Genomic DNA, 18,996 nt, shown 5'->3' with positions numbered 1-18,996 from the left:
GATGCCGAACGAATCCGCGATCGACCACCGCGCCAGCGCCATCACGCTGCGCGGCGTCAGCAAGCATTACGGCGCGCTGCGGGCGGTCGACGGCGTGGATCTCGACGTGCGGCGCGGCGAGGTCTTCGGCCTGATCGGCCACAACGGCGCGGGCAAGAGCACGCTGTTCAAGATGATGCTCGGGCTGGTGCTGCCGAGTGCCGGCCAGATCGAGGTGGCGGGCTCGCCGGTGAGTGGCAAGGGCTTTCGCGCCGTGCGCCGGCAGATGGGCTACCTGCCCGAGAACGTGGTGTTGTGGGACAACCTCGACGGCCTGGAGACGATGCACTTCTTCGCCCGCCTGAAGGGCGCGCCGCTCGCCGACTGCCCCGCCCTGCTCGACCGTGTCGGCCTCACGCACGCCGGCAAGCGGCCGGTGCGCGAGTACTCGAAAGGCATGCGCCAGCGGCTCGGTTTTGCGCAGGCGCTGCTCGGCTCGCCGCAGGTGCTGTTTCTCGATGAACCCACCACCGGCCTCGACCCGCACGCGATCCGCCAGTTCTACGACACCCTCGCCGAGCTGCGTCAACAGGGCGTGACGATGGTCATCAGCTCGCACATCCTGGCCGAACTGCAGGCGCGGGTCGACCGGCTCGCGGTGCTCGCCAGCGGGCGCGTGCAGGCGCTGGGCAGCGTGCAGCAGCTGCGTGAACAGCATGACCTGCCGCTGGCCGTGACACTGCGGCTGGCCCCCGCCGACGTGGCCGCGGCCGAGCAGGCGCTGGCGCGGCTGCCGGCGCTGCTGGTCGGTGAACGCGGCCTGGCCATCGAACACGTGGCCGACGGCCTGCAACTGAGCTGCCCGCGGCTGGCCAAGATGGCCTTGCTGCAGGTATTGGCGCCGCTGGGCGCGCGGCTGATCGACGTGCAGATCACCGAGCCGTCGCTCGAAGATCTGTTCTTCAGCACCGAGGAGCAACGTTGATGGAAACCCGCCAGATCCTGACCCTCGCGGCCAAGGAGTTCCGCGACCGCCTGCGCAACCGCTGGGTGCTCGCGGTGGCGCTGGTGTTCGCGGTGTTCTCGCTCGTGATCGCCTATGCCGGCGGCGCGCAGCAGGGCACGGTGGGCCTGCGCTCGATCGAGTTCACCATCGCCAGCCTCGTCAGCCTGGTGATCTACCTGGTGCCGCTGATCGCGCTGCTGCTGGGCTTCGACGCCATCGTCGGCGAGCGCGAGCGCGGCTCGCTCGACCTGCTGCTGGCGCTGCCGATCACGCGCGGCGAGCTGCTGCTGGGCAAGTACCTCGGCCTGGCCGCGGCGCTCGCGCTGGCGATGCTGGCCGGCCTGGCGCTGGTGGGCGGCGTGCTGGGCTGGCAGTTCGGCGCCAACGGCTTGTTCCACTACGCCGGCTTCGTGTTGAGCACGCTGCTGATGGGCCTGGCCTTCCTGAGCCTGGCGGTGCTGCTGTCGGTGCTGGCGCGTGACCGCACGCGCGCCTCCGGCCTGGCGATCGCGCTGTGGTTCTTCTTCGTGCTGGTGTTCGACCTGCTGCTGCTGGGCGCGCTGGTGGCCAGCGGCGGCCAGTACGGCGGCGCGGCCTTCCCCTACCTGCTGCTGCTCAATCCGGCGGACGTGTTCCGCATCCTCAACGTGTTTTCGCTCGACGACGTGCGCAGCGCCTACGGCCTGACCAGCATCGTGCCGGCCGCCCTTGCCAATCCCTGGCTGATGGGCACGGCGATGCTGGCCTGGATCGTCGCGCCGCTGGGCCTCGCGAGCTGGAGATTCAAGCCATGACGACATCCTGTTCCTGCCGACGCCGCCAATGGCTCGGCCTGGCCGCGCTCACCACCCTCGGCGCCATCGGTTCAATCGGCGCACTGAGCCTTGCGGGCTGCGGCGATCGCGCCGCCGATGCGCAGGCGATCGCACCGAAAGAGTTTGGCGCCGACACCGCCTGCGAGCTCGACGGCATGACGCTGGCCGACTATCCCGGACCGAAGGCGCAGATCCATTTTGCAGGTGCAGCCGACGCCGCCGCGCCGATGTTCCTGTGCGACACGGTCGAGCTGTTCAGCACCCTGCTGCAGCCCGAACAGGTGCGCAAGGTGCAGGCGGTCTACGTGCAGGACATGGGCCGCGCCGACTGGGATAAGCCGCGTGGCCACTGGATCGACGCCCGCGGCGCGCTGTTCGTGCGTGGCAGCAAGCGCCTGGGCTCGATGGGCCCGACGCTGGCGAGCTTCGCGCAGGAGGCCGACGCGAAGAAGTTCGTCGGCGAGTACGGCGGCACGGTGCTGCGCTACGGCGAGATCACGCCGGCGATGGTCGACCTGGGCGGCGGCTCGAAGGGCGACACGAAGATGTGACGCCGCGAGGCCGCACGATCGACACGATCAGCGCGGCACGTAGAAGGTCGAAGCCTCGCGCACCACCTCGGGCGCGGCGCCGGGCTCGGCGAGCGGCCGGCCTTCGATCACGAAGCGGATCGGCACCGCACTGCCGCGCAGCGCCTGCGCCGCCTCGGGCGGCAGGTGCACGCTGACGACCTGCTGGCCGAGGCCGGTCGCCGGCAGGGTCAGCTCGGTGCCGCCGCCGGCCAGGCGCAGGCCGGCCGGGCCGTCCACCCGCAGGCGCAGGCGTTGCGGCTGCTCGCGGTTGTTCATCAGCTGCAGGCGGTAGACGTTCTCGATCATGCCGTCGTCGACCACCCGCGCGAGCACGCCGCGGTCCTTGATGACGTCGATCTGGAAGGCGTCGCGGCCGGCCAGGCTGGCGACGAAGGTGCCGCTCGCCGCCAGCAGCAGCGTGCCGTAGATCAGCACCCGCGGGCGCCACAGGCGGCGCAGCATCTGCGCGCGGTTCCACTGGCCGGCCACGCCGTTTTCGGTGGCGTAGCGGATCAGGCCGCGCGCGTAGCCCATCTTGTCCATCACGTCGTCGCAAACGTCGATGCAGGCGGCGCAGCCGATGCATTCGTTCTGCAGACCATTGCGGATGTCGATGCCGGTCGGGCAGACCTGCACGCACATCGTGCAGTCGACGCAACTGCCCAGGCCCAGCGTGGCCAGGTCGGCCTTCTTCGAGCGTGAGCCACGTGGCTCACCGCGGCCGCTGTCGTAGGCGATGACCATCGAATCGCGGTCGATCAGCGCGCTCTGGAAACGCGCGTACGGGCACATGTACTTGCACACCTGCTCGCGCATGAAGCCGGCGTTGCCGTAGGTGGCCAGGGCGTAGAACAGCACCCAAAAACCTTCCCACGCCGACACGTCCAGCGACGCCACCGATTGCGCCAGCTCGCGCACCGGTACGAAATAGCCGACGAAGCTGAAACCCGTGACCAGCGCCAGCGCCAGCCAGGCCGCGTGTTTGCCGCCCTTGCGCAGCAGCTTGCGGGTGTTCCAGGGCGACTCGTCGAGCCGCATGCGGGCCAGGCGATCGCCCTCGATGTGGCGCTCGATCCACATGAACATCTCGGTGTAGACCGTCTGCGGGCAGGTGTAGCCGCACCACAGCCGCCCGGCCACCGCGGTGAAGAAGAACAGCCCCAGCGCGCTGATCACCAGCAGCGCGGCCAGGTAGATGAAATCCTGCGGATGCAGCACCAGCCCGAGCACGTAGAAGCGCCGCTCGCCCAGATCGAACAGCAGCGCCTGGCGGCCGTTCCACTGCAGCCACGCGCCGCCGTAGAACACCAGCTGCGTGAACCACACCATCACCCAGCGCCAGTTGGCAAAGTAGCCGCTGACCGAGCGCGCGTAGATCTTGGCCTCGGCCGCGTAGAGGGCCGTGCTGGCGGGCTGGATCGGGATGATCGGGCGTTTGGGCGGCGTGCTCATGACCGAGCTGCGCTGGCGCGGCGGCTGCGCACCGGCAAAGGCAGGGTCACGACGCCATCGGGTGAGCTCGGGCTCTCGCCGGCCGAGGCCGGACGCGGCGGCGGCAGCACCTCGGCGAGCGTGCGCGCGTCGAGCTTTTCCATGAAGGCCGCGAGCGCGTCGTCGAAGATGCCCGTCAGGCGGCAGCGGCCCGTCAGCGAGCAGGCGTTGCCGCTGGCCAGGCATTCGACCAGGGCGAAGTCCGGCTCGACGCTGCGCACCAGTTCACCCAGGTTGATCTGCGCCGGCTCGAGCGCCAGCCGCATGCCGCCGCCCTTGCCACGCACCGTCTCGATCCAGCCGGCCAGGCCGAGCTGGTGGGTGATCTTCATCAGGTGCGCCTCGGAGATGCCGTAGGCCTGCGCCACCTCGGCGATGGTGCACAGGCGCTCGGGGCGCTGGCCGACGTACATCAGCAGGCGCAGCGCGTAATCGGTCATCGTGGTCAGACGCATGGCAGGTTCATCCGGGTTGGCCGTCGGCACGTGCACGCAGCAGGATCGGCGTGTAGCGCACCAGGTAGAGCACGAAGGCGAGCGACCACAGCAGCGCCGATCCGGTCACGGCCGACAGCAGCCAGGCCGGCTCGACCAGCGGCACGCCCACCCGCACCAGCGCCGCACCCAGCATCGCCAGGTAGGCGACGATCTCGATGCGACCCGCGCGCAACGGCCGGCCGGTGTGGCCGAGCGCGGTGCGCGTGATCATGCCCAGCGTGATGGTGCCGATCACACCCAGCGTCAGCGCGTGGGTGGCCAGTGAAGGCGCGATCCAGCCGAGTTCGGCCGCGGCGCGCAGCGCCAGGTGCAGCAGCAGCCACAGGTAGGCCGCGTGCAGTACCCAGACCAGCGGATTGCGCAAGGTCTTCCACGGTTGCCAGAGCGCCAGGCGGGCGGCGTGGGCGAGCAGGGCCAGGCCGAGCAGCGCCGCCATCGCGGCGCCGTGCAACTGCAGTGCATCGGCCGCCAGCAGCGCCAGCACGCTGCCGAGCGCGAGCTTCTCGAGCCGCTCGTCACGCCGCGCCCGCATGCCCGGCACGCCGTTGTTGGAGAACATCGGCACCACCCGGCCGGCCATCACGGCGATCATGAACAGCACGCCGTCCAGCGCCACCGGTATGCCCAGCCCGGCCGGCAGCGTGAGCCATTGCAGCTCGGCCAGGTGCACCACCGCCGACGCCGTGGCCATCATGACCAGCAGCGCGACGAAGAAGTAGTTGCGCTTGTTGTTGCCCGCCCGCAGCGCACGCCACAGGCCCCACGCCGCCAGCAGCGGGAACGCCACGTTGACCAGCGCCGCGGCCACGCCCCAGGGCGTCAGCACCAGCACCCGGGCAGCCACCCACAGCGCCGCCAGCGCCATCAGCGGCCGGCCGGTGGGCGTGGGCTGGCCGGACCAGTTGCGCCCGGCGGTGAACAGGAAGCCCACCACGATCGCCAGCGTGTAGCCGAACACCATCTCGTGCGCGTGCCACAGCGGGCCGCGCAGCCAGGGGTGCGAGATCAGGCCACTGAACTGCAGCGCCCACAGCGGCACCGACAGCGCCGCGAAGGCCGCCGCCAGCAGGTAGAACGGACGAAACCCCAGGTCCCACAGCGCGAAGTGGCCCGGAGGCACACCCCGGCGAGCGGGTTCCTGGGGCTGGATCAGCAGCGTGGCCATGACGTCGATCCTCGATCAGCCGCCGCAGCAACCGCAGCAGCTCTTGCGCGCGGCCTGGCGGACGATGCGCACGCACCACTCGACCGGGCCTGCCTCGATCACCTGCCAGTCGAACTGGCCGGGCCACTCGATCTGGAACTGCATCGCCAGCGGCACCGGCTCGTGATCGGTGACGAGCTCGAACGACTCACCCGGCGCCAGCCCCTGGAAGGTGGCGAAGATCGTGGCGTGGCGCTCGCTCGGCGCGATCTCGCGCACATCGATGCGGGTGGCAAGCTGGGTCATGGAGAACTCCTGTCGGTTAAAGATCTATTTACGATGGATCTATTTTGCCAAGCCACCAATCAAAAGCAATATTCAAGATAAAGCTTATGAACCACAGGGACTTGCGAGTCGCTATGCTGCGCAGCCACCCAGAAGCCGCCGCGCCACCTGACCGCCACCCGCCCCATGTCGCAACCGCCTCCCGTTCCGGTTCCCCTCGATCGCCTGCGCGCCTGGCTGCGCGCCCTGCAGCCCGCGCAACTGGCCATCGACGGCCGCGAGCGCCGCCGCGTGGTGGCCGGCGGCGCGCTGGGCATCGTGATGGTGGCGCTGCTGTCGCACGCCTGGCCGATCTGGCCCGGCCTGCCGTGGCTGGTGGCGCCGCTCGGGGCCAGCGCGGTGCTGGTGTTCGGCCTGCCGGCCAGCCCGCTGGCGCAGCCCTGGTCGGTGGTGGGCGGCAACACGCTGTCGGCGCTGGTGGGCGTGTCGTGCGTGCACCTGCTGCCCACGCCCGAACTGGCGGCGAGCGTGGCGGTGGCCGGTGCCATCGCGGTGATGATGGCGGCGCGCTGCCTGCATCCGCCCGGTGGCGCCGCCGCGCTGCTGGCGGTGATGACGGGCATGGGCGACTGGCGCTTCGCACTCGCGCCGGTGGCCCTGAACTCGGCCCTGCTGGTGGCAGCCGGCATGCTCTACAACCCGCTGACCGGTCGGCGCTACCCGCACGCCCAGGACGCGGCCTCCAGCCCCGCCAAGCCTGCGGGCGAACGTGCCCCCGGCTTCAGCGACGCCGATCTCGACGCCGTTCTGGCGCGCTACAACCAGGTGCTCGACATCCCGCGCGACGACCTGCGCACGCTGCTCGAACAATCCGAACTCGAAGCCCACCGGCGCCGCCTCGACACCCTGCGCTGCCGCGACATCATGTCGGCCGATCCGCTCACCGTCGCCTTCGGCACGCCGCTGCACGAGGCCTGGCAGCTGCTGCGCGGCCACCGCATCAAGGCGCTGCCGGTGGTCGATCGCTACGGCTTCATCGTCGGCATCGTGACGCAGGCGGATTTCCTGCGCAGCGCCGAACTCGATCACCCCGACGGGCTCGACCGCATCAACACCCGCCTGGGCCGGCTGCTGCGGCCGACGCCCGGCATCAACTCGGACAAGCCCGAGGTGGTCGGCCAGATCATGAGCCGCCAGGTGCGCGTGGCCAGCGCCGAGCGGCCGCTCAATGAACTGGTGCCGCTGTTCTCATCCACCGGCCACCACCACATCCCGATCATCGGCGAGCGCAACCGGCTGGTGGGCATCATCACGCAGACCGACCTGGTCGCCGCCCTGGCACGGCCGGGCGGCGTCTGAATCAGGTTCGGTGACTCGGCCGCTCACTGCCAGAGCGGGCCGATCGCGTCGAGCGTGTTCTTGAGGATCAGGCCGAATTCGGTGTCGCCCTCCATCACCAGCGCACGCTCGAAGAACAGCCGGTCGGCATCGTCCTGGCCGCGCACCAGGCGCCACAGCGCGTCGGTGCGGGCGCGGATGCGCACGGCCGGCTCGGCCGCGCCACCGGCGACCGAGAAGCCGCGCTCGCCCAGCATCAGCCGCACGCGCACGCCGCTCTCCATCAGCTCGACCTCGACGACGCGCCCGGCCAGCGCGCTGCGCTGGCCCGCGTCGAGCTTGGGCCACAGCAGGCGGTCGAGCAGCCGCGCGGCGACGAACGACGGCGGCTGCACCGGCAGGCGACGCACGACCTGGCGGGCGTGCTCGGCGGCGCGCGCCAGCGGCGCCGGCCAGGTGGCCGGATCGAAGGGCGAGACGGCCTCGGTGCGGACGGTGTCGTGCGGGTTCATGCGGAGATCTCCTCGAGGCCGGGTTGGCGATGGGCGTAGCCGTTGACCAGCGCGCCGGGCAAGCCCAGCGTGGCCAGTTCGGCGATGGCGTCGGCGGCGGGCTCGCCGTGGTTGAGCACCTGATCGAACAGCGTCAGCACACGCGCAAAGCCCTGGCCGCAAGGTGACAGACGCACGCTCGACACGCCGGCCGCACGCATCGCCGCTGCGTCGCCGATCAGGCATTGCAGGCCGGCGGACTGGGTCTGGATGCCGTTGAGCACGAGGAAAGGCTGGCCCTCGGTGCTGCTCAACAGCAGGCCGTCGGCGTCGTCGCGGCAGCGGAAATCGCACTCGTCCTTGTTGAGCCGATGGTGGCGCGCGGTGAAGCAGCGCGCCGAGAACGCCAGCGGCATGCGGCCGAAACCGAACACCTCGCTCGCCACCGGTCCGGCCACACCGGGCACCGGCGCGTCGGGCGGATTGATGCGCGCGATGGCATCGAGCGACAACTCGAGCGGCGCGACCCAGCGGTCGGCGCCGAGCGCGGCATGTTCGATCAGCGCGCCGTGGCTGTAGATGTTGAGGTGCGGCCCGAGCGTGATCGGATGCCGCGCAGCCTGTTCGGCCGGCCGGCGCGCCAGCACCTGCAGCGCGGACGCATCACCCGCCTCGACGGCGAACTCGTCCTGCTCGGCGATGCGGCGCAGCGTGCGCAGCTCGGCCTCGGACATCAGCAGCGGCATGCTCGCCAGCAGCACGGTCTTGCCGGCGGCCGTCAGGTCACGCGCCAGCGCCAGCCAGTCTTCGGTCGAGAACTCGTTGCGGCGCGAGCAGATCACCTCGCCCAGCACGATGCGGCGCGCCGGGCTGTCGGCCAGCTCGGCATAGAAGTTGATCAGCGTGGCGCGTGGCCACCAGTACTGGAGCGGGCCGACCGTGAGATCGAGCGGCGTGGAATGGGAGGTCATGGGTGTCTTGCAGTGAGGTGAAACGCGGCGCTGAAGTGCGGGCCGTCAACGCCACGGCCGGTCGTAGGCGCCGAGCGTGCTCTGCGAACCTTCGGTCCAGCGGCCGAGCTGGGTGTTCCAGGCCGATGCCACGGCGTAGCGGCTGGTGGACGTGGCCAGGTCGATCGCCCGGCGCCAGACCTGGGTCACCTCGGCGACGTAGCTCGGGCTGCGCTGGCGGCCTTCGATCTTGATGGCCTTGACGCCGGCCTCGATCAGCTTGGGCAGCAGTTCCACCGTGTTCAGGCTGGTGGGTTCCTCGAGCGCGTAGTCGCGTTCGCCCTCGACGTCGAAACGGCCCTTGCACAGCGTCGGATAACCACGCGGCTCGGTCGGGCCGTAGCGGTCGATCAGCACGCCGTTCAGGCGCGCCTCGACGCCTTCGGGCCGCTCCTTCCACTGCACCGCCGAGGGCGGCGAGCACACGCCCGCGGTGTTGGGCGACTGGCCGGTGGCATAGGACGACAGCGCGCAGCGGCCCTCGACCATCACGCACAGGCTGCCGAAACCGAACACCTCGATCTCGACCGGGGTGTGGCGGATCACGTGCTGTACCTGCGAGAGCGTCAGCACCCGCGGCAGCACCGCGCGGCGGATGCCGTAGCGCTCGCGGTAGAACTCGATCGCCTCGTAGGTGGTGGCCGAGGCCTGCACCGACAGGTGCAGCCGCAGCGCGGGATGGATGCGCCGGGCGTAGGCCATCACGGCGGTATCGGCCACGATCAGCGCGTCGGCGCCGAACTCGGCGGCGCGGTCGACCGCGCGCTGCCAGGGCGTGGCATCGCGCGCGTCGGCGTAGGTGTTGAGCGCCATCAGCACCTGGCGGCCGCACGAGTGGGCGTAGCGCACGCCTTCGCGCACCTGGGCGGCGTCGAAGTTGAGGCCGGCGAAGTTGCGCGCGTTGGTGGCGTCCTTGAGGCCCAGGTAGACCGCGTCGGCACCGGCGTCGATGGCCATCTGCAAGGCGCGCAGCGAGCCGGCGGGGCTCACCAGCTGGGGCGGGGTGTCGGGAGTCATCGCAAGCCGGTTCCTGTTGATCGTTGCAAGCGGCGCACTCTAGGCAAATGGATCGCACGCGAGCTTGTGGTGCATCAAGTTGCCAGGCAACGGCCGGTTTCTTGAACCGGTTCAAGGAAAAAAACCGAGTGAATCCCTAGGCTATGCACACCACGATCCGAGGAGGCCTTCATGAGCCAGAGTCAGAGCGGGTTCACCAAACAGATGGCCCGCAACATGTTCTACGGTGGCAGCGTGTTCTTCGCACTGCTGTTCGCCGTCATCGTCTTTCACACCGAGCGGCAGATCCCGAAACGCTCCAACGCCCAGGCCATCACGCCGGCGGTGGTGGCGGGCAAGAAGATCTGGGAGACGCGCAACTGCATCGGCTGCCACACGCTGCTGGGCGAAGGCGCGTACTTCGCGCCCGAGCTGGGCAACGTCTACCAGCGCCGCGGCCCCGAGTTCATCAAGGCCTGGATGGCCGCGCAGCCCACGCACGTCGAAGGCCGCCGGCAGATGCCGCAGTTCAACCTCGACGCCAAGCAGCTCGACGACCTGGTCGAGTTCCTGAAGTGGACCGGCGAGATCAACACCGAAAAGTGGCCGCCCAACATCGAAGGTTGAGGAGCAAAGACATGACCAACACCATCCTCAAGTACCAGAGCCAATCGGTCTCGAAGCTCTATTTCATCGCCGCGCTCGGCCTGTTCACGGCCCAGATCGTGTTCGGCCTGGGCCTGGGCCTGCAGTACGTGATCGGGGACTTCCTGTTCCCCTACATCCCGTTCAACCAGGCGCGCATGGTGCACACCAACCTGCTGATCGTGTGGCTGCTGTTCGGCTTCATGGGCGCGGCGTACTACATGGTGCCGGAGGAATCCGAGACCGAGCTGCACAGCCCGCTGCTGGCCAAGATCCTCTTCTGGGTCTTCCTGGTCGCCGGCGCGCTGACGATCGTCGGCTACCTCGCGGTGCCCTACGCCAAGCTCGCCGAGCTGACCGGCAACGACGTGCTGCAGACCATGGGCCGCGAGTTTCTCGAGCAGCCGCTGCCGACCAAGCTCGGCATCGTGGTGGTGGCGCTGGGCTTCCTCTACAACATCACGATGACGGTGCTCAAGGGCCGCAAGACCAGCATCTCGCTGGTGCTGCTGGTGGGCCTGTGGGGCCTGGCGATCTTCTTCCTGTTCAGCTTCGTCAACCCGCACAACCTGGTGCGCGACAAGATGTACTGGTGGTTCGTCGTCCACCTCTGGGTCGAGGGCGTGTGGGAGCTGATCCTCGGTGCGCTGCTGGCCTACGTGCTGGTCAAGACCACCGGCGTCGACCGCGAGATCATCGACAAGTGGCTGTACGTGATCATCGCCTTCGCGCTGATGACCGGCATCCTCGGCACCGGCCACCACTTCTACTTCATCGGCCTGCCCGGCTACTGGCAGTGGATCGGCAGCATCTTCAGCGCGATGGAGCCGATCCCCTTCTTCATGATGACGGTGTTCGCCTTCAACATGGTGCAGCGCCGCCGCCGTGAACACCCGAACCAGGCCGCCGTGCTGTGGGCCGTGGGCACCTCGGTGATGGGTTTCCTGGGTGCCGGCCTGTGGGGCTTCATCCACACGCTCAGCCCCGTCAACTACTACACCCACGGCACCCAAGTGACCGCCGCGCACGGCCACCTGGCCTTCTACGGTGCCTACGTGCTGGTGGTGATCACGCTGATCAGCTATGCGATGCCCACGCTCAACGGTCGCATCGCCAACAGCCGCAAGTCGCAGGCCGCGGAGATGTGGAGCTTCTGGATCATGACCATCGGCATGGCCGTCATGGTGCTGGCGCTGACCGGCGCGGGCATCCTGCAGGTCTGGCTGCAACGCATGCCCACCGAAGGCGCGCTCGGCTTCATGGCCACGCAGGATCAGCTCTCGCTGTTCTACTGGGTGCGCGTGGGCGGCGGCGTGGTGTTCCTGCTCGGCCTGCTGACGTATCTGTCGAGCTTCTTCATCGGCGGTGAACCCGTCACCGAAGAGAGCGTGGGCAACGGCGCGACAGGCGGCCTGCTGCGCGCCCAGCCGGCACGCCGCGCCTGAACCTCACGAGTCCCATCGAAAGCGCCATCACCATGGACCACAGCGAACTGCTGAAGATGACGATGGGCGCCCCCTTCTACGCCGAGCAGGCGGGCGAGGTGGCGCTGTTCGAGCACGCCTTCAGGCAGCGCCTGCCGCTGCTGATCAAGGGCCCGACGGGTTGCGGCAAGACCCGCTTCGTCGAGCACATGGCCGCGCGACTGGGCCGCCCGCTCATCACCGTGAGCTGCCACGACGACCTGAGCGCGGCCGACCTGGTCGGCCGCCACCTGATCGGCGCGGGCAACACGGTGTGGGCGGACGGCCCGCTGACCCGCGCGGTGCGCAGCGGAGCGATCTGCTACCTCGACGAGGTGGTCGAGGCCCGCAAGGACACCACCGTGGTGCTGCACCCGCTGGCCGACGACCGCCGCGTGCTGCCGATCGAACGCACCGGCGAGCAGTTGGTGGCGCCGCCCGAATTCATGCTGGTGATCTCGTACAACCCGGGTTACCAGAACCTGCTCAAGAGCCTGAAACCCAGCACGCGCCAGCGTTTCGTGGCGCTGACCTTCGGCTACCCGAACGCCGCGGTGGAGCAGTCCATCGTGATGACCGAAGCCGGCATCGACACCGCGCTGGCCGCCCGCCTGGTGCAGCTGGCGCAGGCCCTGCGGCGCCTGACCGACCATGACCTCGAAGAGACCGTCAGCACCCGCCTGCTGGTGATGGCGGCCCGCCTGGTCGCCGCCGGCCTGCCGCTGCGCGACGCCTGCCGCGCGGCCATCGTCGACGCGCTGACCGACGACGCCGAGACCGCCGCGGCGCTGGCCGACGTGGTCGACGCCGTGCTCGGCGACATCGCCAGGCACGCGGCGGCGCGCTGATCCGCCCGCTCTCACCGTGCGCCCTGCACCTGTACCAGTTCACGCGACGGCGGCAACAGCCTTGGCTGCTCCTGCCGCATCGTCCGGGTCAATGACGTTGGCGTCCAGCCCTTCAAAGGCTGGCGCCCGGCAACGCCGCCGTCGCTTTTTCCAAGTCGGGTTCTTCGCGCTGTTCCTGCTGGCACCCGCGCTGAACCTGCTGCGCTTCGACCTCGACGACACCCAGCTGTGGGTGCTGGGCATGCGCTGGACGCTCGGCATCGACGCCTTCCGCGCCGGCCAGATCAGCGCCAGCGACATGGCGCTGAACATCCTGCTGCGCGCCTTCCTGCCCGCCATCGTGCTGATCGGCACCTTCCTGGGCGTGGCCTGGCGCTGGGGCCGGCTCTACTGCGGCTGGCTGTGCCCGCACTTCTCGCTGGTCGAGACGCTCAACGACATCCTGCAGCGCGCCTGCGGCAAGCTCAGCCTGTGGGACAAGCACGCCACCACGCACGGCACGCGCGCGCCGCAAGCGCGCTGGTGGCCGGTGTTCGCCTTCAGCTGCGCGCTGTTCGGCTTTCTGTGGGCCATCACGCTGCTGACCTATCTGCTGCCGCCGGCGCAGATCTGGGGCAACCTGATCCACGGCACGCTGACACCCAACCAGGCCCGTTTCCTGGTCATCGGCAGCGCCGTCTTCACCGCCGAATTTGCCTTTGCGCGGCACCTGTTCTGCCGCTTCGGCTGCGCCGTCGGGCTGTTCCAGAGCCTGGTGTGGATGGCCAACCCGAAGGGCATGGTGGTGGCCTTCGACCGCGACAACGCCCGAGATTGCCGCACCTGCACGACCGCCAACTCGCCACAAGGCAGCGCCTGCGACAACGGCTGCCCGATGCGGCTGCACCCGCGCAACATCAAACGCATGATGTTCTCGTGCGTGCAGTGCGGCCAGTGCCTCGACAACTGCGACGACTCGCAAGGCGCGCAAGCCCGCGAGCCGCTGCTCGAATGGAAGGTCGGCGCCGACGCCATCCGCGAGACGCTGCGCCAGCGCAAGCAGGAGCTGGCCCGCGAGGCCGCGCTGCAATCCCCGCAATCCCCCCAACCGGACGCAGGCCCGGCCGTGCGTCAGGAGAAGCTCTGATGGAAGAGTGGGTCGGCCAGCAATGGCATCGTTTCATCAGCCGCGCCGCCGACTGCCAGCACCCGCAGGCGGCGGTCAGCCTGGCGCAGATGGAGCGCAGCATCGGCCTGCTGTTTCGCGCCGGCGGAGGTGCCCGCGCGGTGCGCCTGACCGGCGCCGCCGACAGCCGTGTCGGCGGCACGCGCAGCTGGCTGCAGCGTGTGGCCGGCAGCGGCACGCATGCGCCGCTGCCGCGGCTCGAATCCGACGTGCTGGCGCTGCCGCCGACGCTGGCGGTGTTCGACGACATCGCGCTCAACCGCGCGCTCTACCTGTGGCTGGCCGCACTCGCGTCGGTGATCGACGGTTACGGCGAGCACAACGGCGATGGCGGCGGCGACTGGATCGGCAGCAACCTGCTCGCCACCCGCGTCGCGCTGCACGCCTTTCCCGGGTTGCGGGAACGCCACGCCCAATTGGTCGAAGCCCAGTTGGCGCTGCGCCCCGACCTGTCGACGCTGCGCGGCCCGGCCGCTGCCGCCGAGGCCCAGGTGCAGCGCGCCCTGCGTGGCGAGCGCCTGCACGAAGGCCCGGCCCTGCGCCCGCAGGACGTGGCGCCGGTCTGGTTGTGGCTCGACGTGGCCGAGGCGACACGCGGCGCCGACGCGGTGCGCAATCGCCCCGATCCCGAATCGAGCGAGCCCGCGCAACGCCCACCGTCGTCCGGATCGAAGCGCCGCCGCAAGGCCGAAGCCGTCAGCGACGAGCGCGACAAGGCGCCGCTGATGATGTTCTTCCGCGCCGAGTCGATCCTGTCGTGGGGCGAGTTCATCAAGGTCAACCGCGCCAGCGACGACGACGAGGATCCGCAGGCCCAGGCCGTGGCCGACGACATGGACGTGCTGGCGATCGCGCCCGATGGCCGCAGCGCGGCATCGCGCGTCAAGTTCGACCTCGACCTGCCCAGCGCCGCCGCCGACGACCGCCCGCTCGGCCCCGGCCTGCGCCTGCCCGAGTGGGACTGGAAACGCGCCCGCCTGCTGCCCGAGCACTGCGCGCTGCAGACGCTGATCAGCACGCCGGCCAAGCCCTTCGTGCCACCACCGGCCTTGCGCGCCACCGCGCGGCGCATCCGCCGGCGCATGGAGGTGCTGCGCGCCGGGCTGGGCCGCGAACGGGGCCGCCCCGATGGCGACGAGCTGGACCTGGATGCCTTCGTGCGCCATCAGGTCGACGCCGCCAGCGCGCCGCACCACGAGCTGCCCGCCGTGTTCTCGCGCCGCGTGCGCCGCGAGCGCAGCCTGGCCACGCTGCTGCTGGCCGACCTGTCGCTGTCGACCGACGCGCACGTCGACAACCACTCGCGCGTGATCGACGTGATCCGCGATGCGCTCTACGTCTTCGGCGAGGCGCTGTCCGCCAGCGGCGATCCGTTCGAGATGCTCGGCTTCAGCTCGGTGCGGCGCCAGAACGTGCGCATGCAGCACCTCAAGGGCTTCGACGAGCCCTGGCGCGGTGGCGCCTGCGACCGCGTCGGCGCGATCAGGCCGGGCTACTACACGCGCATGGGCGCGGCCATCCGCTGCGCCACGCTGCGCCTGCAGGCGCGCCCCGAACGCCAGCGCCTGCTGCTGATCCTGACCGACGGCAAGCCCAACGACCTCGATGTCTACGAGGGCCGCTACGGCCTGGAGGACACCCGCCACGCGGTGCAGGCCGCGCGCGACGCCGGCCTGGTGCCGTTCTGCGTCACGATCGACGAGACCGCGCACGACTACCTGCCGATGCTGTTCGGCCAGCGCGGTTATGCGCTGGTGCACCGGCCGCAGGACCTGGTGCAGCGGTTGGCGCAGGTGCATGCGGCGCTGACGCGCTGACGGCGCTGCGTCGATCTAGCGCAGCGCCCGCAGCGTCACCCGCGCTCGGTCGAAAGCGAACTGCCGGATCTGCCGCTCGAGCGCTTCGCTGGCGGCGCCGAAGGCCGCACGCAGCAGGTCGGCATGCTGGTTCAGCACGACGATGGCGGTGGTGTCACCCATTTCCAGCAGGGCGTCGAGCTCGCTCAACACCGCGGCGACCTGCTCGCGATCGACCGGTGCGTGGGCGTCGGCGTGCGCGGCGGCCACCGCGTCGGCCGCGGGTGGCAACAGCGGCTCGCCAGCGGCGAACCCGGTGTGACGGGGCTGTTCCGGCGCCCCACCGGCGCGGTCCTTCGGCGCGGCGCGGCGCACCAGCCATTTCAGCAAGGTCGCGTACAGCGCATCGGCATCGATGGGCTTGGCGATGAAGTCGTTCATGCCCGCGGCCTCGCAGGCGCGCCGGTCGTCGTCGAAGGCGTTGGCCGTCAGTGCCAGGATCGGCGTGCTGTCCCAGCCTGGCAGCGCACGGATCGCGAGGGTGGCTTCGAGCCCGTCCAGCGCCGGCATCTGCATGTCCATCAGCACCACGTCATACGCGCCGGCCTGTGCCAGCGCGACGGCCTCGCGGCCATCGCGGGCGGTGTCCACCAGCAGGCCGACGCCGTGCAGGATCGCCACCGCGACCTCGCGGCTGACGTCGTTGTCCTCGGCCAGCAGGATGCGCGCGCCGGCGTGCTCCTGCAGCAGGCGCGATTCGACCGACCGCAGCGCCTCGTCGGCCGGCGCAGCAGGCATCACGCTGTGGCCGCGCTGCAGCCGCACCGTGAACCAGAAGTGGCTGCCCTGGCCCGGCGTGCTGTCGACCCCGACCTCACCGCCCATCAGGCGCACCAGCCGCTGCGTGATGGCGAGGCCGAGCCCCGTGCCGCCGTACTTGCGCGTGGTCGAGACATCGGCCTGTTCGAAGGCCTGGAACAGGCGACCGATCTGTTCGGGCTCGATGCCGATGCCGGTGTCCTTGACCGAGAAACCGAGCAGCAGTTCGTCACCACCGTCCTGCAGCAGTTCGGCACGCAGGCTGATGCTGCCCTTGTCGGTGAACTTCACCGCGTTGCTGGCGTAGTTGAGCAGGGCCTGGCGCAGGCGGGTCGGGTCGCCGCGCAGCCACAGCGCCTGCGCGTCGCCGCTGACGTCGATGGCCAGGCCCTTGTCGCGGGCGGGCTCGGCGATGATCGACTGCACGTTGTCGATGATGTCGCCGAGGCGGAAGTGGGTGCACTCCAGCTGCACCCGACCGGCCTCGATCTTGGAGAGGTCGAGGATGTCGTTGATGATCGACAGCAGGTGCTGGCAGGCGCTGTCGACCTTCTCGAGCCGCGCCGCCTGCTCCGGCGTGACGCCCGAGCGCCGCACCAGGTAGTTCAGGCCGATGATGGCGTTCATCGGCGTGCGGATCTCGTGGCTCATGTTGGCCAGGAAGGCGCTCTTGGCGCGGTTGGCGCCCTCGGCGGCGTCGCGCTGGGTGCGGGCGCGGAACGACTCGATGCCGAAGGCCACGTTGCGGGCCAGTTCCTCGAGCAGCCCGACCTCCTGGGCGCTGAAGGCGTCGGGCTGCACCGCATAGAGGGTGAGCGCGCCGAAGGTGCGCTGCTCGTTGCCCAGGGGCAGCGCGATGCTCGACTGATAGCCGGACTCGAGCGCCGCTTCACGCCACGGCAGCATCTTCGGATGGGTCAGGATGTCCTGGTTGACCTGCGTGACGCCGGTGCGGATGGCGGTGCCCGTCGGCCCCTGCCCGATGGCCAGGCGCCCGTCCCACGAAATCCGGATGCGCTGCAGGTAGCCGTGCGAGTCGCCGGCCTGAGAGACGCATCGCACGCTCTTGTCGAGGTCGTCTTCGGCATAGCCGATCCAGGTCATCAGATAGCCGCCGGCCTCGACCACGGCGCGGCACACCTCGGCGAGGTAGGCCTGTTCATCGTGGGTCTTGACCAGCGCCAGGCTGGTGGCGCTCAGGACGCGCAGGGTTCGATTCAGGCGCTGCAGCTCCTCGGCGGCCAGCCTGCGGCCGGTGACGTCGACCTGGATGCCCATCAGCCGCAGGGCCTGGCCGCTCGGATCGCGCGCGATCACGCGGCCGAGCACCTGGAACCATCGATACGAGCCGTCGGCATGGCGCAGCCGGGCCTCGTAGTCGTAGGGCGCATCGGCCACCCCGGCGATCGCGGCCGTGGTGATCGCCGCGACGCGCGGGCGGTCGTCGGGATGGACCCGCTCGATCCATCGCTCGTCGTGCACCGGCGGGGTATCCGGGGGGTCGCCGAGCATCGAGAAGAAAGTCGGTGTGGCAAACCACCGGTTGGCCGCGAGATCCCAGTCCCACACGCCGATCGAGGCCACGTCGGTGGCGATGGTCAGGCGCTGGGCGAGCTGCTGGGCCCGGACGTCCTCGTCGGCGACGCGCCGCCAGGCACGCGCCAGGTAGGCGCACAGGATCGCCAGCGCCAGCGAGCCGACCGCCCAGATCGCCGTCACCAGCAGCGCCATGTCGCGCCAGGGCAGCAGCGTGCGCGAGACGGATCGGCCCACCACCACCACGAACTCGGGCTGGGTCGACAGGACGCGGTAGGCGAAGTCGCGCTCGATGCCGTCGAAGGCGCTGCGCTTCTGGAAACGACCGGCGCGCTGGCCGGCCCGCTGCGGCTCGATGACGAGCAGGTCCGAGACGGTCTTGCCCATCATCGACGAATCGAACGGGCTGCGCATCATCAGCGTGCCGTCGCTGCGCAGCAGCGCGGTCGAGCCGCCGGCGCCGACGTCGACCGAGTGCCACAGCCGGTCGAAGTAGGACGGCTCCAGGGCCGCGACGACGATGCCGTCGAACACGCCGCCGCGTGTGTAGCGCGGCCGCGAGACGCTGATCAGCCAGCTGCCGGTGCTGCGGCTGCGCACCGGCGTGCCCACGTAGAAGGTGGTTTGCGGCTGCTGGCGGTAGATCTGGAAGTACGCCCGGTCGCCCAGGTTGACGCCGATGTTGCCGATGTCCGAGTCGTAGACGATCCGGCCCGAGGCATCCATGACCCACATGGCGCGCAGGAACGGCAGGTGCCTGATCTGCTCGCGCAAGAGCACCCGCGCCGACGGCTCGTCGAGCGTGCCCGTGGCGCCCAGCTGGGCGATGCCCACCGATGCCAGTTCCAGCCGCTGATCGGCGGCCTGCAGGGTGCGGGTGGTCTGCTCCTCGATGATGCGGGCGAACGATTCGGTCGTGCGCCGGCCGGCATCGATCGCCTGTCCGCGCAGGTAGAGCAAGGTCAGGAACACCAGCACGCCGGAGATCAGGATCACGCCCGCGGCCAGCCGGAGCAGCGTCCGGCCCGCGCGCTGGCCGTTGGAGCGCCCGGGCTGCAGCAGCGGGCCCGAGGGTGTGGCCGAGTTCATGGCAGCGTCAG

At 70.0% G+C, this 18,996-nt stretch carries 17 protein-coding genes; 9 read left to right on the top strand and 8 right to left on the bottom strand.

The window, feature by feature from the left end; all coding sequences use genetic code 11:
• Nucleotide 1 precedes the first annotated feature (1 nt).
• The 3 genes from LCHO_RS07380 to LCHO_RS07370 are packed head-to-tail and all read left to right on the top strand — an operon-like array spanning nt 2 to nt 2,351.
• The gene (locus LCHO_RS07380) at nt 2-964 is read left to right on the top strand and encodes an ABC transporter ATP-binding protein (RefSeq protein WP_043704974.1); all 963 of its coding nucleotides are present in this window, start codon (nt 2-4) and stop codon (nt 962-964) included.
• Nucleotides 964-1,779, top strand: a complete 816-nt coding sequence (locus tag LCHO_RS07375; protein ID WP_012346509.1) for an ABC transporter permease — start codon at nt 964-966, stop codon at nt 1,777-1,779. The genes LCHO_RS07380 and LCHO_RS07375 overlap by 1 nt, the downstream gene beginning before the upstream one ends.
• Nucleotides 1,776-2,351 (top strand): nitrous oxide reductase accessory protein NosL, encoded by a 576-nt coding sequence (locus LCHO_RS07370; protein WP_012346508.1) that lies wholly within the window; start codon nt 1,776-1,778, stop codon nt 2,349-2,351. Before LCHO_RS07375 ends, LCHO_RS07370 begins: the two co-directional genes overlap by 4 nt.
• Before the next feature lie 27 nt (nt 2,352-2,378).
• On the opposite strand, the gene ccoG is transcribed toward LCHO_RS07370, so the two are convergent.
• From ccoG to LCHO_RS07350, 4 genes are read right to left on the bottom strand one after another with little or no spacing between them, the layout of a single operon-like run.
• Nucleotides 2,379-3,824, bottom strand: a complete 1,446-nt coding sequence (gene ccoG, locus LCHO_RS07365) for a cytochrome c oxidase accessory protein CcoG (protein ID WP_012346507.1) — start codon at nt 3,822-3,824, stop codon at nt 2,379-2,381.
• A complete protein-coding gene (locus tag LCHO_RS07360; RefSeq protein ID WP_012346506.1) occupies nt 3,821-4,318 on the bottom strand; it encodes an RrF2 family transcriptional regulator in 498 nt (165 codons plus the stop codon). Before LCHO_RS07360 ends, ccoG begins: the two co-directional genes overlap by 4 nt.
• 7 nt (nt 4,319-4,325) lie before the next feature.
• Nucleotides 4,326-5,525: an NnrS family protein gene (locus LCHO_RS07355; RefSeq protein WP_012346505.1), complete on the bottom strand. Its 1,200-nt coding sequence runs from the start codon at nt 5,523-5,525 to the stop codon at nt 4,326-4,328.
• Between the two features lie 15 nt (nt 5,526-5,540).
• Nucleotides 5,541-5,810, bottom strand: a complete 270-nt coding sequence (locus tag LCHO_RS07350) for a DUF2249 domain-containing protein (protein WP_012346504.1) — start codon at nt 5,808-5,810, stop codon at nt 5,541-5,543.
• A 165-nt stretch (nt 5,811-5,975) separates the two neighbouring features.
• On the opposite strand from LCHO_RS07350, the gene LCHO_RS07345 reads away from it, so the two are divergent.
• The gene (locus LCHO_RS07345; RefSeq protein ID WP_012346503.1) at nt 5,976-7,148 is read left to right on the top strand and encodes an HPP family protein; all 1,173 of its coding nucleotides are present in this window, start codon (nt 5,976-5,978) and stop codon (nt 7,146-7,148) included.
• Nucleotides 7,149-7,171: 23 nt separating this feature from the next.
• On the opposite strand, the gene ubiT is transcribed toward LCHO_RS07345, so the two are convergent.
• The 3 genes from ubiT to ubiU are packed head-to-tail and all read right to left on the bottom strand — an operon-like array spanning nt 7,172 to nt 9,645.
• Nucleotides 7,172-7,639 carry a ubiquinone anaerobic biosynthesis accessory factor UbiT gene (gene ubiT, locus LCHO_RS07340; protein ID WP_012346502.1) on the bottom strand — a complete coding sequence of 156 codons (468 nt, stop codon included), beginning with the start codon at nt 7,637-7,639 and terminating at the stop codon, nt 7,172-7,174.
• Nucleotides 7,636-8,589 carry a U32 family peptidase gene (locus tag LCHO_RS07335; protein WP_012346501.1) on the bottom strand — a complete coding sequence of 318 codons (954 nt, stop codon included), beginning with the start codon at nt 8,587-8,589 and terminating at the stop codon, nt 7,636-7,638. The genes ubiT and LCHO_RS07335 overlap by 4 nt, the downstream gene beginning before the upstream one ends.
• A gap of 45 nt (nt 8,590-8,634) precedes the next feature.
• Nucleotides 8,635-9,645: a ubiquinone anaerobic biosynthesis protein UbiU gene (gene ubiU / locus LCHO_RS07330; RefSeq protein ID WP_012346500.1), complete on the bottom strand. Its 1,011-nt coding sequence runs from the start codon at nt 9,643-9,645 to the stop codon at nt 8,635-8,637.
• 171 nt (nt 9,646-9,816) lie between these two features.
• Here ubiU and LCHO_RS07325 point away from each other — a divergent pair, with 171 nt between their 5' ends.
• From LCHO_RS07325 to LCHO_RS07305, 5 genes are all read left to right on the top strand, one after another.
• On the top strand, nt 9,817-10,251 hold the full coding sequence (locus LCHO_RS07325; RefSeq protein ID WP_012346499.1) for a c-type cytochrome: 435 nt from the start codon (nt 9,817-9,819) through the stop codon (nt 10,249-10,251).
• 11 nt (nt 10,252-10,262) lie between these two features.
• Nucleotides 10,263-11,714, top strand: coding sequence for a cbb3-type cytochrome c oxidase subunit I (locus tag LCHO_RS07320; protein WP_012346498.1), 1,452 nt, complete (start codon nt 10,263-10,265; stop codon nt 11,712-11,714).
• A 32-nt stretch (nt 11,715-11,746) separates the two neighbouring features.
• The gene (locus LCHO_RS07315) at nt 11,747-12,580 is read left to right on the top strand and encodes a CbbQ/NirQ/NorQ/GpvN family protein (RefSeq protein ID WP_012346497.1); all 834 of its coding nucleotides are present in this window, start codon (nt 11,747-11,749) and stop codon (nt 12,578-12,580) included.
• Nucleotides 12,581-12,671: 91 nt separating this feature from the next.
• Nucleotides 12,672-13,706 (top strand): 4Fe-4S binding protein, encoded by a 1,035-nt coding sequence (locus LCHO_RS07310; RefSeq protein ID WP_012346496.1) that lies wholly within the window; start codon nt 12,672-12,674, stop codon nt 13,704-13,706.
• Nucleotides 13,706-15,562: a nitric oxide reductase activation protein NorD gene (locus LCHO_RS07305; RefSeq protein WP_012346495.1), complete on the top strand. Its 1,857-nt coding sequence runs from the start codon at nt 13,706-13,708 to the stop codon at nt 15,560-15,562. Before LCHO_RS07310 ends, LCHO_RS07305 begins: the two co-directional genes overlap by 1 nt.
• Nucleotides 15,563-15,577: 15 nt before the next feature.
• Here LCHO_RS07305 and LCHO_RS22035 read toward each other — a convergent pair whose 3' ends face one another.
• A complete protein-coding gene (locus LCHO_RS22035) occupies nt 15,578-18,985 on the bottom strand; it encodes an ATP-binding protein (RefSeq protein WP_012346494.1) in 3,408 nt (1,135 codons plus the stop codon).
• Nucleotides 18,986-18,996 lie beyond the last annotated feature (11 nt).

The organism is Leptothrix cholodnii SP-6 (assembly GCF_000019785.1).
In the GTDB taxonomy this organism is placed as follows: Bacteria; Pseudomonadota; Gammaproteobacteria; order Burkholderiales; family Burkholderiaceae_C; genus Sphaerotilus; species Sphaerotilus cholodnii.
Note: the sequence above shows the minus strand (reverse complement) of the source record. Positions and strands in the feature narration are given on the sequence as shown.